The sequence below is a fragment of the Selenomonas ruminantium subsp. ruminantium ATCC 12561 genome (genome assembly GCF_000424065.1).
In the GTDB taxonomy this organism is placed as follows: Bacteria; Bacillota; Negativicutes; order Selenomonadales; family Selenomonadaceae; genus Selenomonas_A; species Selenomonas_A ruminantium.
Genome location: NZ_AUJE01000010.1, coordinates 24513 through 36947 on the forward strand (window position 1 = coordinate 24513; position 12435 = coordinate 36947).

Below are 12435 nucleotides of genomic sequence, written 5' to 3' on the forward strand. Positions count from 1 at the left end.
AGAGGCGTAAACACATGGCTAAAGAAACCCATGAATTTCAAGCGGAAACCAAACAACTGTTAGACCTCATGATTCATTCCATTTACACGAATCACGAGATTTTCCTGCGGGAGCTTATCTCTAACGCATCCGATGCGATTGACAAGGTGCATTTTGCCAGCCTGACCAATCGCGACATCCTCGAAGGGGATGACAGCTACGAAATCTTCCTCGAACCGGATAAGGAAAACCATACCCTGACCATTCGCGATAATGGTATCGGCATGAGCCGTCAGGAAGTGATTGAAAATATCGGTACCATCGCCAAATCCGGCACCAAGGCATTTATGGAACAGCTCAAGAAGGCCAAGGAAGCCAGCGAGGGGGCTGAGGGCAATACCGACAAGGAACTTATTGGTCAGTTCGGTGTAGGTTTCTACTCTGCGTTCATGGTAGCTGAAAAGGTGGTTATTGAAACCCGCAAGGCTGGTGAAACGGAAGGTACGCGCTGGGAATCCACGGGTGACGGTTCTTATAGCATTGAAGAATGCAACTGTGACAAGCGCGGTACGAGCATCACGATTACTCTGGGCAAGGAATTCTTCGGTGATGACGCCGAAAATGACTTCACGGAAAACTACACGCTCGAACGTCTGGTCAAGAAGTACAGCGACTATGTGCGTTACCCCATCAAGATGAACTTCGAGCATGAAGAAACGCCGAAGGATGATGAAGGCAAGGAAATCGAAGGCGCTGAGAAGGTTAAGACCATCGAATGCCGCACGCTGAACTCCATGCAGCCGCTCTGGACGAAGAACAAGTCCGATATCAAAGAGGAAGAATACGACGAGTTCTTCAAGAATCAGTTCCATGAATGGGAAAAGCCGATGGAAGTATTCCATACCAAGGCTGAAGGCTCTGTGGAATACACGGCCCTGCTTGCCATTCCGTCCCGTGCACCGTTCAACCTCTATCATACGGACTATGAACCGGGCGTACAGCTCTATTCCCGTCATGTATTCATCATGGACAAGTGCAAGGACCTGCTGCCGGATTACTTGCGCTTCATGAAGGGCCTTGTGGATTCTCCTGACCTGTCCCTGAATATCTCCCGTGAACTTTTGCAGCAGAGCCGCGAACTCAAGGTTATCGGCAAGGCTTTGGAAAAGAACATCCTCAAGGCTTTGGCGCGTAAGCTCAAGAACAAGCGCGAAGACTATGAAAAGTTCTGGAACGAGTTCGGCAAATCCCTCAAGATTGGCGTTTACAACAGCATGTATGCTGGCAGCGACACCATTGACAAACTCAAAGATCTGCTCCTGTTCATGAGCTCTAAAGAAGGCAAGCTGGTTACGCTGAAGGAATATGTAGAGCGTATGCCGGAAAGCCAGAAGAAAATCTACTATGCTACGGCCAAGGATAAGGAAACCATCGAGCACCTGCCGCAGATGGAAACTCTGCGCGACAAGGGCCTCGAAGTGCTTTACCTCTTGGACCCGGTTGATGAATTCTGCATCGAAACCCTGCGCGAATATGAGGGCAAGAGCTTCCACTCTATCAGTCGCGGTGACCTCGACCTCGACGATGCTGAAAGCCAGGAAGTCAAGAAAGAAACGGAAGACATCCAGAAGAAGAATGATGACCTCTTGAAGGACATCAAGGAAGCTTTGGGCGAAAAGGTTGCTGACGTTAAGGTTTCAGCCCGACTGAAATCCAGTGCCGTCTGCCTCGTAGCGGACGAAGCTGGCCCATCCCTTTCCATGGAACAGACCTTTGCCGAAATGAACAATCCGATGTTCAAGGCTAAGCGTATCCTTGAAATCAACCCGCATCATGAACTCTTCACGCGTCTGCAGGGGCTCCATGATGCCGGCAAGGACAGCGCTGACTTCAAGGATTACTGCGATCTTCTTTATACGCAGGCACTCCTTATCGAAGGCATCCTGCCGGAAAATCCGGTGGAATTTGCCAATAAAGTTGCTAAACTGATGGCAAAATAATGATATAGCACTTAAAAATGACTGGTCATTTACATGACCGGTCATTTTTTCATTGGATTTTCAAGAAAACAAATCCCGCTATCCCTTGCAAATCAAGGCTTTTCGGAATCTTTGTCTGCAACTTGTCTGCAAAAGCTACTTTGTCTGCATTGCGCGGGAAAAGATATTGGCGGTTTCCTGCTGGAGCTTCTGTGTGTTGTTGGCATACAAATCTTGCGTGATGGATGTCTTGGAATGTCCCAGCCTTCCCGCAACGCCTTTGGGGGTTGCTCCGTTCTCGATAAGCATGGTAGCATGAGTATGACGGAAGGAATGGCAATTCAAGCCCTGGGCTTTTAGATATCGATTCAAAAGCACCCGGCAGAGAACCCGCCCATTTTCCTGTGTGCATACGAGAGATATGCGGGCGGCAGGATTGTCTAAGGGAACGCCCTTGGATTGCTGGATAAGGGCATCGTTATTGGCTCTGTATGTATAGATATAGGAACCACCATAAAACAGCTCATTGGAGGCCTGCTTGCTTTTCCAGCGCCGTAATTCTTCACAGAGCTTTTTGTCGATGATGATGGTGCGGGCGGAGGCCGCCGTCTTGAGTTGGGAAAAGGTATTTGAGGCAAGGAGCTGGCGGGAGAGGGATATGGTTCCCTGCTCAAGGTCTATATCCTCCCAGGCAAGCCCCAGCACTTCGCTTATGCGCATTCCTGTGTAATAGAGTACCATTATGGGCATATAGAAGCAGGTGCCGAAGGGATTATCCTGCAGGAGCTGACGGAACTTCTCGACAGGGATTACAGTCCGTTTGATAATGCCCGTAGGAGCGAGCCGGGGAACCTTGATACTGGCCGAGGGATTGGAACGGATAAGCTCGGCCGGATATACGGCATAATCAAGGGCCTGCCGCAGTACGGTCCGGGCATTATCCAGAGTGCTGCGGGAAAAGCCTTTCTTCAGGAGTGTACGCATCCAGCAGTCAATATCCACGGGGCGGATGTCCTGCACGTTTTTCCCGGTAAAATATGGGTCAATCCAAAGGCGCCGGGCTGTATGGTAATTGTTGATGGTGGACGGACGGACATTGCACACTGCGATATTGTCAATCCATGAAATCAGGTAATCGGATAGCAGGATTTTTTCGCTGGTAATACCGATGTCCCCATACCGCAGGTTGGTGTAGGCCTCCATCCCTGCTTCGAGTGCGTCCTTCTGGGTGGCAAAACCTCCCTTCTCTATAGTCCTTCTCTTGCCGTTCGGGTGGCGGCCTGCCTCAAACATATAAGACCAGGTCTTCCCGCGCTGGCGGGTACGAATAGTTGGTAATTTTTTCTTTGCCATAATATTTTCCTCCTGTGATTGTTTTGCAGGCAAGCCGCAGGATATGAAAAATATGGCATGATGGAAGCCGTTCCTGTTGGCGCAGGGGCGGCTTATTTTTATATTAGATGTAAAAAAAATAAGGCACATATCCTCGGATGAGAATACGCGCCGTCTAAAACCATTCGGTTTTCGTTGTAGCTATATAATATCTCATCTTGGGGCTGTTGTCAATATTGTTCAGTTGAAATACAATAAAATAATTTTCCGACAATAATTATAAGCCTCCGTAATTGAAGGGTTGCGTGAGTAATAGTTTGAATGACGCCGCATTCTTTTGAAAAATAGGTTACGCAACTTTTCTCTGGCCTTGGCGTGGAGTCCTTCACTGGTTACCAGCGACTTATGAGCCATTAATAAGACTGTAAAATCTTGTGTAAATTGCTTTTTAATGTAGCGGCGTCGGTAAGAGGTGGTCATCCACGGAAAAGCAATAGATGCCTTTGTTAAGGCCACTTTGTTGACTTTGCCTTCGCGGTTTAAGTGGCAAATTAAGCAATTGCTATGTGCAGAGGCATTTCTCAAATTACGGACGTTGTCCAACAATTTTCCTGAAAACGGAGCAGGTCTGTCTGGGTATATAGAGTAGTACAACTTGTATAAGCTGATGAGTTCTCCAAAGGAGATTACCTCCATAAGCACCCAGAGGGGGAGATGGTCTCTATTATTGAAATAGAAATCGTGGCAGTAGCTGTCCTGCATCTTACGGTCTGCCTCGTCCAAAAAATCTGGATGGTATTGCAAAAATTTATCCACAATACGGTAACCATCTTCATCTGGATTTGCCAAGGCATCGTTAATCAAGAATGTTTTTATGGAATGCTCGATGTCAAGGCACAAGTCAAGAATCAAGTAACGAAGATGCATGTCGATTGTTGATAGGTCAACCAAGTGGGCAAAATCCAAACGAACATATTTCCCTTGGTTTGGCCCTGCTGGGTGCTGGGTATAGTTTTTTCTGTATGCAGAAACTTTTGTGAGATAGTTATGCTCTGACAGGAAGTGCTTTGCCGCTTCTTCCGTATAGGATTGGAAAGTTATCCCTTTTGCTTTCAGATGTTCTATTTGTTCATCGAGCGTCAGTAGTCTTCCACCTGACATATAATCACGTCCTTTTTTATTTACGGATTGCACCGTTTGCACGGCTCATACCCTGCGGCAATGGCATCGTCACGAGTGCTGAACTCAACGAACCTTTCCGGATGCTTTATTGTGGAGCAGCTGGAGTAGTGGAACTTCATCGACTTCGGGTTGCCAAGGTAGTCTGATGCCAGGGCTGGCGTAGCTATTGATACACAGACAGCGGCCAGCGTGGCCAAAGCTATTTTCTTGAACATGGGAATCCTTCCTTTCGTATAGCCGTCCTTTGGGGCGGCTTTTTTTATTGCAAGCTACTAAATTTTCTTTTTGACATTAACTATAATGAACATAAGAGGAGGCGCGTTGTCATGGTTAGAATGCCTCCGGCAAATACGCAGCTGGGCATCGATGGATTCCTCCCACTGATTGTCGGATGAATAGCGGGCGTATATTACGGCATTTAGCATGGTGTTTCACCTCCTTTTAGGATATACAAAAAGGCCCCTGCCTAAGCAGGAGCCTCTTTATGGCGCATCCACGCCATGCCTTGTATTATTTGGGAGTCAAAGCCCAATCTGTACATTCATTGTACATTTTTTGTGGTTAATCGTCAAGGCTTCCCGCTTGAAAATATTTTTCTTTTATCAAGGTACATATTTCAGTCAATATAAACTCTGGCACGCATACGCCATACAGTTCATCAGACTGTTTTACTGGTGTGATGATTCTTTGCTTGCTAACGGTGGTTATTTGGCGTGTGTCAACAATAGAGCCTTTATTCATCTTTTGCGATAAGGATATCAAAGGCATAATTCGTTGTTGCAGCTTACGCTCAAACTCCTGCAAGTATATGGGGAGTTGTGCCATTTGCTCATCTTTATCGAGCTTTCGTAATTCATCGATGGAGTCCATAGCATCTTGATATGGCGCTTTTGCCAGCTGGACAGAGGCTTTTTCGATAATAAGCTGGGAAAATAGGGATAGGCAACTCATATTCCCCAGGACGCAGACCTCGCTCAGCGTGCTTAGGCTTTTTGGAAACCATCGGGATGATGGTTATAAGCCCATCTTTTTTGCGGTTGTCGTTGTCCAATACTATGCCATAGTGCGGGCCACCGAGTTCGTGCCCTATACGGAAACCGAGATTTACAAAGACAATCTGCCCGCGCTTGTAATTAGGCAAGTATGAGGGATGGAAGGTTTTCTCATTCTTCACATAGCGGATATACTGCCGCAACCACATAACAAACTTTACTGACCAATCATAATTCTGCCTTACTTTTTCTTTTATGAAACTGGCGTATTCGCGAAATACAGACCGACGAAAGTGCCTGAAATCTGCGCTATTTGCTTTGTCGCGCAAATGGTTCTTACTAAAATCCATCTTATCATTCCTTTCTCATTGCCCTTCGGGGCGGCTCTTTTTTATTTGCGGAACTTATACAGCTTATGATATACTACTCATGCTGCTGTGCAGACACCTCGGAGAAGGGAGGTGCGCGTATGTCAGAATTATTCTTCTCATTTGCAGTAAATGTAGTTTGTGGCGTAATAGCCGCCTATATTTACGACCGTTACTTCAAGACACGGCAGTAGCCTGAAAGTGTCCACGAAACGCTGGAAGGCAAAACAAAAGCCCCTTAGCAACGACCACGAATCGTATGCTAAGGGGTTATTTTGTCGGTGAAAGTATGTCAGATAACAATCACTCTTCTCATTACCCTTAGTATAGCATACGAATTTGTAAATATCAATAGCTGCCTATAGCCGTCCACATGGGCGGTCTTTTTGTTATGCCCGTATCAACTCTATATGGAACTGCTCCATCAAGCGGTAGTCGATGTCGTGGAGGTAGTAGCGCTCGATGCGGCTGAGGTAATTCGATTTTATGCCGGCGGCCTGGTAGGATATGCGGCAGGTATCATGGATGGCGTTGATGTCAAAGCATTGGCGGGAGTAAAGGATAATGTTCGGGGCAAGGAGTTCGCTGGCAAAAGCATCGGCTTCCTTGTCCAGTATGGATAATTCCGTGTCGGTCAGCGTTCCACCGATGAGCCGACTCTGAATGAAATCGGTAAAATGATTCAGTGCGATATGCCCAAGCTCATGGGCGAGTGTCCAGCGTATCCGTTCTTCCCGGAAACGGTTTGTATTGTAGGCTACGGCATAGGTATCACGTTTGGCACTATATATGGTGATACCATCCTTGGAGCCAAGGGCACTGCATATTTCGTCCACAGACAAATTCCGTGATGTCGCAATTTCCTGATAGGTACGGACTTTGCAGCCGCCGTACAAAAGAACTTCCAACGGGTCAAGGGGGAGCTTATCTGTTTCGATACAAAGAAGCAACCGGTCTGCAGCGTTTTTAGCGCAGTTATAACGGGGAAACTCTGGAATCGGATTCATTCAAACATCGCCTCGATTATAGTCCTTAACTGTTTCTTCTTTTTCTCACGCTCCTCTGGGGATGCGTCCTTCATCTTGTTGCGCGCCAGCATGCGGATATCTTCATCGAATATATCATCGACGTCATCCTTGGCGGTGGGAGCTATCGATACGAGCTGTTCGCTACCAACTAGACGCATCAAATCTTCAATAGACATATTCATAGCTTTGGCTACTCCTGTATAAGTATCTATTGAAGGAACGATAGGTTTTCCAGTTCTAGGGTTGCGATTCTTTTCAAGCATAGATATATAACCTTTGCTTAATCCGCTCAGCTTTGCAAAGTTATCCATACTTAGTTTACGCTCAACACGATAGGCTTTTACAACTTCGCCTAATGTCATTAGTAACACCTCTTTTCTTATTACATTGTATAGTATAATAAACATTTTTTCAATATTTTTGTTTATTACACTTGACAATGCTTGTTTAGCATGCTAAACTTTAGTCAGCAACAAGGAAAGGAGATATGCTTAGTGGGTTTTACAAATAAGCTCAAGGAGTGGCGTAAGAAGCGAGGATTGACGCAATCTGAACTTGCCGAGAAGTCCAATGTATCGCGGGCAACTATTGCAGGTATTGAAAGTGGCGCTATTGATACAGTCACAACTGATACCATACTCAAATTGTCCAGTGCACTAAACGCTTCGGTGCCAAAAATTTTTTTTACAAAGTAAGTTTAATACATTAAACAAAAAGGGGAGGAAGAAACGTTGGTTAAAGAAATTCAAATCTTCAACAATCCAAAGTTTTGGCAAGTTTAGCGCAGTGGTCATTGACAACGAACCTTGGTTTGTAGGTAAGGAAGTGGCAGAAATCTTAGGCTATGCAGATACCAATCAGGCTATTAGAAAGCATGTTGATGACGATGATAAGCTGACCCGTCGTTTTGACGGGTCAGGTCAAAACAGAGAGATGACCATCATCAACGAATAAGCGCAACTATCTTGATGTTATCGGACAGGACCCGCGGCTTATTGAGGGTTATACCATCGTCGTCAAGGACATGGACATCCGATATGGCGTAGCAGATGAGATGTGAACTGAGGAGGAAATGAAGTAAGTAAGGCTTTTTGCAGGCAAGCCGCAGGATAGGAAAGATATGGAAGGAGGGGCATTATGACGGATGATGTAACCATGGCCGATATTGAGAAGCTGCTGGCCAAGGGGCAGGAGTTAAAGCAATTCCTTAAAGAAAGCCCGGAAGTGTTGGAATTTCTGCGACTGGCGGCAAAGACCACTTTGCAGAACCCAGTCATTATCCCACCAGCCGAACGTTATATACACGCCGGGGAGGTGGCGAAAATCCTCTGCATAGACAAGGGGGCCGTTTACCGGTTGGAAAAGGCAGGACGGCTCACTGCTTATTACGTAGGGGACGCCAGCCGCATGAAGTTCAAGCTGAGCGATGTGCTCGCAATACCGCAAAGAAGGTGATTAACTCAACATATCGATGTTCAGAAGTGGAATCAGAGCGGGATGATATGAAAGAAGGCAGTAAAAAAGAGCCCGTAGGCAGCGGGCTCTAAATTATGGGCTAATGGGTATTAACCATATTTTTATTATACCACAGGCCATGTCGATTATCTATCAATCAAATGAATATTGTCAAAAAAAGTGAGGCGGCGAAACACCGCTTGACACCCTTGATTAAGGAATTAATAAACCGACAAAAAGAGTGCATGGATATGCATAAAATAAGGATTTCCAATAGTAATAAAAGATGGAGAATCAGTTATGGCTTACATGGAGAAAAAATGGGTATCTCACGACAAACGTTTCATCATAGTAGACAAGTATCATTCATTGAGAGCTATGCCCAAGAATCAGTTGGCAAGGGAGAGAAGAAGTCCACGGAAGGGACAGACCACAGAACAGCAGGAGAAGATAAATCTGAGACACAGAACAGATAAGCTTTGCAGACTCATCATGGATAACTTCAAAGCTGGAGACTGGTGGGTGTCCTTCACACTGGCAGAAAAAGTATCAGTGGATAAGTTCAAGTCAGAGTATGAGAAGATGATTCGTAGTCTGAGAACCTTCTATCAAAAGCACGGGGCGGATTTGAAGTATATAGCAGTCCAGGAGAATCTGACGGGGCGTGGGCGGCTCCATGGCCATATCTTATTGCCGGCACTTCCGGGTGTATCATTCGTCCAGATGAAACAGGCGATGAATGCGGCATGGAAGTTGGGCAACACCTACTTCAAGCCATATGAGGGTGGCACAATGGACGCCAGAAGAGTGGCGGCGTACATGACCAAGGAAGACACCATCACAACCAAGCTGAACGAGAAAATGCGCATCACAAAAGAAGGTGGTGATGCCAAGGGACTGGATGCAGACATCAAGGCTCAGCGCAGTCGTGTCTGCACGAGTAAGAATCTCATCCGAACAAAGCCGGTAAAGAGGTTGGTGCCCAGAGGGACGTTTCGGAAAGAGGTCAAAGCCCCTAAAGGCTACCATATCGTGTTCAGCTATAACGGCAACACGAAAGATAATTTTGATTATCAACACGCCGTCTTTGAGCGTGATGATGAATAGCGTTATCCACATAATCCACAAGGGAGGTCGAATCTGTGAGTAGATACATTGCCGAGGAAATGCGGAATTTCCCTGTCAGAAAGTGCAAACGTAGACGGCTGGAAGGGAAGAAGTGATTTGATGCAATTCGGTATGAACCGAAGCTATACAAGCAGGGTGAACAACAGCCAGGGCCGCATACTGGAAGACATGATAATGGGGGCGGCGCGGCAGTACGAACAGGAAGGCAAGCTGGTGCTCCACAAGGAAAGCGAACCGTTCCGTGTTACGAAGAATTTAGACCGGGCAAGAGGAAGGGCAGAGGTGCAGTTTACCGCCAAGGCACAGCCGGATTTCATTGGCTGCCTAAAAGGCGGGCGGCTGATAGCGTTCGAAGCCAAGTACACCCAAAAGGACGCCATCAAGCAGGCGGCAGTGACCCCTACGCAGGCCGCAATGCTGGATAAATATCATGAAGCGGGAGCGGCGGCATTTGTCTGCTGTGGTGTCGGCACTGGTTGGGATTTGAGTTATTTCATGGTGCCATGGAAAGTATGGTGGGACATGAAAGAAAACTATGGCCATAAATACGCCAGTGCTGATGATTTGGCCTCGTATGAAATCAAAGCTGACACAGTAGTCCGGTTCCTGGAATACAAGAACTCGAAAACAATCCTTTCTGCGTGCTGACCATATAAACTCGTAACACCAACAATCTGAGGAGGAATAAGACGATGAAAGTATTAACCATTGCAAATCTCAAAGGCGGCGTAGGCAAGACCGTCACCACCATCAATGCAAGCTATCTGCTGGCTACAGGGTACGGCAAGAACGTCCTGTTGGTAGATAATGACCAGCAGGGCAACTGCTCGCAGTTCTTCGGCGTATACGGCTACGACAAGCCCAGTATGACGGATGTGATGAAAAGGAATGTGACGGCAGAACAGGTCATCCAGCACACCGAATATGCAGGGTTGGATATCATCCCTGCAAATCTTTCCTTGGCTGAAGCAGAAAAGGCCGTGCTGATGGATAGTGTCACACCGCAGCAGGTACGGCTCAGAGAAATCCTGCGACAGGTCAAGGACGAATATGATTACGTGCTGATTGACAATGCTCCCAGCCTGGGTATGTGCGTAATCAATTCACTTGCCACCAGTGATTATCTGATTATCCCTGCCAAGATTGACAAATTTACCTTTGATGGCATTGCTTGCTTGCTGAATCAGCTGAAAACAGTCAAAGAGTATTTTAACCCGCAAATCGAGCTGCTGGGGACGCTCATCACGAGCTATCGCCGCAACGACACCAATCAGCAGGGTGCTGAATGGCTGAAACAGGCAGAAAAATACAAGGCTTTTGATAGTCATATCCGCTGGACGGACAAGATGGACGAATCCACCTTCACGGCAGAACCAGTAATGGTACATTCGCCGCGCTGTGGAGCTGCTAAAGATTACAAAGCGTTTGTAGAAGAACTGCTGAGAATGGTGGAGGGCTAAGAGATGGCAGGATTTAATCTGATGGGGCTCATGAATCAGGCAAGCAAAACAGAGGCAGGAGCACCAAAATATGAGCTGAAACGGCTGAACATCAACGAGTTATACCCTGACCCGCAAAATAAGACGGTATACAGCATAGAGAACATTGAAGAACTGGCAGATGCCATCGAGATTGCGGGGGGAGTGCTCCACAATCTCGTGGTGCGGGCGGCTGATGTAACAGGAAAATACATGATTATCAGCGGTGAGCGCCGCTGGACGGCTTGCCAACTGCTAGTGAATGAAAAACGCATGCAGCAGTTCGCAGAGGTCAACTGCCTTATTGAGAATGAACATGATGAAGATCTGCTGGACTTAATGTTGATGTTGACCAACAGCACGGCCCGCCAGCTGACCGACGCTGAAAAAATGCGGCAGGCTGAACGCATGACGGATATTCTCAATCGCATGAAAGAGCAGAATGGGCTGGAAGGGCGTGTCCGTGACATCGTGGGGAAGATGCTGCAGATGTCATCCGGTCAGCTTGCAAGATATCACGCTATAGCCAAGAATTTGCAGAATGAGGATTTGAAGCAGGCGTTTCAGGACGGGCGGCTGAAAGTCAGCGCCGCCTATGAAGCAAGTCAGCTATCTGAGGAAGGCCAGCAGAAAGTGGCGAATAAGCTTCAGGAGGAAGGCACTGTCTCTCTTAACCATGTGACCATCGTCAAACATGAGGAAAGAGAGGATGAGCCTGGCTGGTCGGAACGCATGGCCAAGATTGAAGAACACCGCAAGCAAGACCAACTGAACGCCATCAAGGCAAAGGCCGAAAAGTATGGCCATGACAGTTTAGAACCCTGCGAAGCCTGCCACCTGTCAACGCAGTGCATGAAATGCTGTGAATCGTGCAGAGAAGTCAATGAAGCATGCGGAATGGCCCAGATATGCGGCCGCAAAATAAAGCTCAATGCAGGGAAATGGGAAGTCGCAGAGGTCGATGAATACGGGCAGGAAACGTATCAGACTGGCAAAGGCGGTTACAAAAGCTGGATAAACTTCACCATCAAGGCTGTGGCAGACAAGACCGAAAGCGGCCGCTATTGCCTGACCTACACAGTAGTAGAGCATGGCGATGAAGCAGATTGGGTATTCCTCAAAGATACCTATGACACAAAAGAAGATGCCCTGCGGGCGGCGGCTATGGAAGTGGCCAAAACTGGCACGGCCAAGGCGTCCGTATTGAAGGACAACGGTTACATTGACGAAATCCCGCTGGAAGCCATTGAAGCCGATAAGGCAGCAAGAGCCAAGGCAGAGGAGCAGGAAGCCATAGACAGAGCCGCCTGCCAGGAAGAAAACGAACGGCAGATAATTGCGGCTCGCTATATCCGGAATGTGCTCGAAGAACATCTGGGCGTCATCAAATCGGACGACATGACCACGCGTGAGCGCCTGCAGAAAGAAATCAAACGCTATGACGATGAAATCGACTGGCGAAAGGGCAGAAAGTTCAACTAATCCGAATCAGAATGTATAAGCCGTCCGGGCGG

15 protein-coding genes are annotated in these 12435 nt (G+C 47.2%); 8 read left to right on the forward strand and 7 right to left on the reverse strand.

What is annotated here, in order from left to right:
• Window positions 1-14: 14 nt before the first annotated feature.
• The gene (htpG, locus tag G598_RS0105495; protein ID WP_026766093.1) at window positions 15-1979 is read left to right on the forward strand and encodes a molecular chaperone HtpG; all 1965 of its coding nucleotides are present in this window, start codon (window positions 15-17) and stop codon (window positions 1977-1979) included.
• Window positions 1980-2114: 135 nt separating this feature from the next.
• Here the strand turns inward: htpG and G598_RS0105500 are convergent, their stop codons facing one another.
• From G598_RS0105500 to G598_RS0105530, 7 genes are all read right to left on the reverse strand, one after another.
• Complete coding sequence (locus G598_RS0105500) at window positions 2115-3311, reverse strand: site-specific integrase (protein WP_026766094.1); 1197 nt, start codon at window positions 3309-3311, stop codon at window positions 2115-2117.
• A 219-nt stretch (window positions 3312-3530) separates the two neighbouring features.
• Window positions 3531-4451 carry an Abi family protein gene (locus G598_RS0105505; RefSeq protein WP_026766095.1) on the reverse strand — a complete coding sequence of 307 codons (921 nt, stop codon included), beginning with the start codon at window positions 4449-4451 and terminating at the stop codon, window positions 3531-3533.
• 20 nt (window positions 4452-4471) lie between these two features.
• Window positions 4472-4687, reverse strand: coding sequence for an Ada metal-binding domain-containing protein (locus tag G598_RS0105510; RefSeq protein ID WP_026766096.1), 216 nt, complete (start codon window positions 4685-4687; stop codon window positions 4472-4474).
• A 346-nt stretch (window positions 4688-5033) separates the two neighbouring features.
• Window positions 5034-5342, reverse strand: a complete 309-nt coding sequence (locus G598_RS20235) for a hypothetical protein (protein WP_245582765.1) — start codon at window positions 5340-5342, stop codon at window positions 5034-5036.
• Window positions 5326-5814, reverse strand: coding sequence for a type II toxin-antitoxin system PemK/MazF family toxin (locus G598_RS20240; RefSeq protein WP_245582766.1), 489 nt, complete (start codon window positions 5812-5814; stop codon window positions 5326-5328). Before G598_RS20240 ends, G598_RS20235 begins: the two co-directional genes overlap by 17 nt.
• A 407-nt stretch (window positions 5815-6221) precedes the next feature.
• Window positions 6222-6839 carry an ImmA/IrrE family metallo-endopeptidase gene (locus G598_RS18510; protein ID WP_026766097.1) on the reverse strand — a complete coding sequence of 206 codons (618 nt, stop codon included), beginning with the start codon at window positions 6837-6839 and terminating at the stop codon, window positions 6222-6224.
• Window positions 6836-7222: a helix-turn-helix domain-containing protein gene (locus G598_RS0105530; protein ID WP_026766098.1), complete on the reverse strand. Its 387-nt coding sequence runs from the start codon at window positions 7220-7222 to the stop codon at window positions 6836-6838. Before G598_RS0105530 ends, G598_RS18510 begins: the two co-directional genes overlap by 4 nt.
• 132 nt (window positions 7223-7354) lie before the next feature.
• Between G598_RS0105530 and G598_RS0105535 the strand changes: the two genes are divergently transcribed.
• The 7 genes from G598_RS0105535 to G598_RS18515 all read left to right on the forward strand — a co-directional run bounded on the left by G598_RS0105535 (window position 7355) and on the right by G598_RS18515 (window position 12403).
• Window positions 7355-7555 (forward strand): helix-turn-helix transcriptional regulator, encoded by a 201-nt coding sequence (locus G598_RS0105535; RefSeq protein WP_026766099.1) that lies wholly within the window; start codon window positions 7355-7357, stop codon window positions 7553-7555.
• Window positions 7556-7646: 91 nt separating this feature from the next.
• Complete coding sequence (locus G598_RS18940; RefSeq protein ID WP_080656953.1) at window positions 7647-7814, forward strand: BRO-N domain-containing protein; 168 nt, start codon at window positions 7647-7649, stop codon at window positions 7812-7814.
• Between the two features lie 183 nt (window positions 7815-7997).
• Window positions 7998-8315, forward strand: coding sequence for a MerR family transcriptional regulator (locus tag G598_RS0105545; protein WP_026766100.1), 318 nt, complete (start codon window positions 7998-8000; stop codon window positions 8313-8315).
• Window positions 8316-8615: 300 nt separating this feature from the next.
• On the forward strand, window positions 8616-9422 hold the full coding sequence (locus G598_RS0105550; RefSeq protein ID WP_026766101.1) for a rolling circle replication-associated protein: 807 nt from the start codon (window positions 8616-8618) through the stop codon (window positions 9420-9422).
• Between the two features lie 132 nt (window positions 9423-9554).
• Window positions 9555-10091 (forward strand): Holliday junction resolvase RecU, encoded by a 537-nt coding sequence (locus G598_RS0105555; protein ID WP_026766102.1) that lies wholly within the window; start codon window positions 9555-9557, stop codon window positions 10089-10091.
• Between the two features lie 44 nt (window positions 10092-10135).
• Window positions 10136-10903 (forward strand): ParA family protein, encoded by a 768-nt coding sequence (locus G598_RS0105560; protein ID WP_026766103.1) that lies wholly within the window; start codon window positions 10136-10138, stop codon window positions 10901-10903.
• A gap of 3 nt (window positions 10904-10906) precedes the next feature.
• Entirely contained in the window at window positions 10907-12403 is a 1497-nt protein-coding gene (locus G598_RS18515) for a ParB/RepB/Spo0J family partition protein (protein WP_051179985.1), read from the forward strand.
• The last annotated feature ends 32 nt before the right edge of the window (window positions 12404-12435 follow it).

Coding starts and splice junctions, on each gene's coding strand:
- htpG (WP_026766093.1), top strand. CDS start 15: ATGGCTAAAGAAACCCATGAATTTCAAGCGGAAACCAAACAACTGTTA.
- G598_RS0105500 (WP_026766094.1), bottom strand. CDS start 3,311: ATGGCAAAGAAAAAATTACCAACTATTCGTACCCGCCAGCGCGGGAAG.
- G598_RS0105505 (WP_026766095.1), bottom strand. CDS start 4,451: ATGTCAGGTGGAAGACTACTGACGCTCGATGAACAAATAGAACATCTG.
- G598_RS0105510 (WP_026766096.1), bottom strand. CDS start 4,687: ATGTTCAAGAAAATAGCTTTGGCCACGCTGGCCGCTGTCTGTGTATCA.
- G598_RS20235 (WP_245582765.1), bottom strand. CDS start 5,342: ATGGACTCCATCGATGAATTACGAAAGCTCGATAAAGATGAGCAAATG.
- G598_RS20240 (WP_245582766.1), bottom strand. CDS start 5,814: ATGGATTTTAGTAAGAACCATTTGCGCGACAAAGCAAATAGCGCAGAT.
- G598_RS18510 (WP_026766097.1), bottom strand. CDS start 6,839: ATGAATCCGATTCCAGAGTTTCCCCGTTATAACTGCGCTAAAAACGCT.
- G598_RS0105530 (WP_026766098.1), bottom strand. CDS start 7,222: ATGACATTAGGCGAAGTTGTAAAAGCCTATCGTGTTGAGCGTAAACTA.
- G598_RS0105545 (WP_026766100.1), top strand. CDS start 7,998: ATGACGGATGATGTAACCATGGCCGATATTGAGAAGCTGCTGGCCAAG.
- G598_RS0105550 (WP_026766101.1), top strand. CDS start 8,616: ATGGCTTACATGGAGAAAAAATGGGTATCTCACGACAAACGTTTCATC.
- G598_RS0105555 (WP_026766102.1), top strand. CDS start 9,555: ATGAACCGAAGCTATACAAGCAGGGTGAACAACAGCCAGGGCCGCATA.
- G598_RS0105560 (WP_026766103.1), top strand. CDS start 10,136: ATGAAAGTATTAACCATTGCAAATCTCAAAGGCGGCGTAGGCAAGACC.
- G598_RS18515 (WP_051179985.1), top strand. CDS start 10,907: ATGGCAGGATTTAATCTGATGGGGCTCATGAATCAGGCAAGCAAAACA.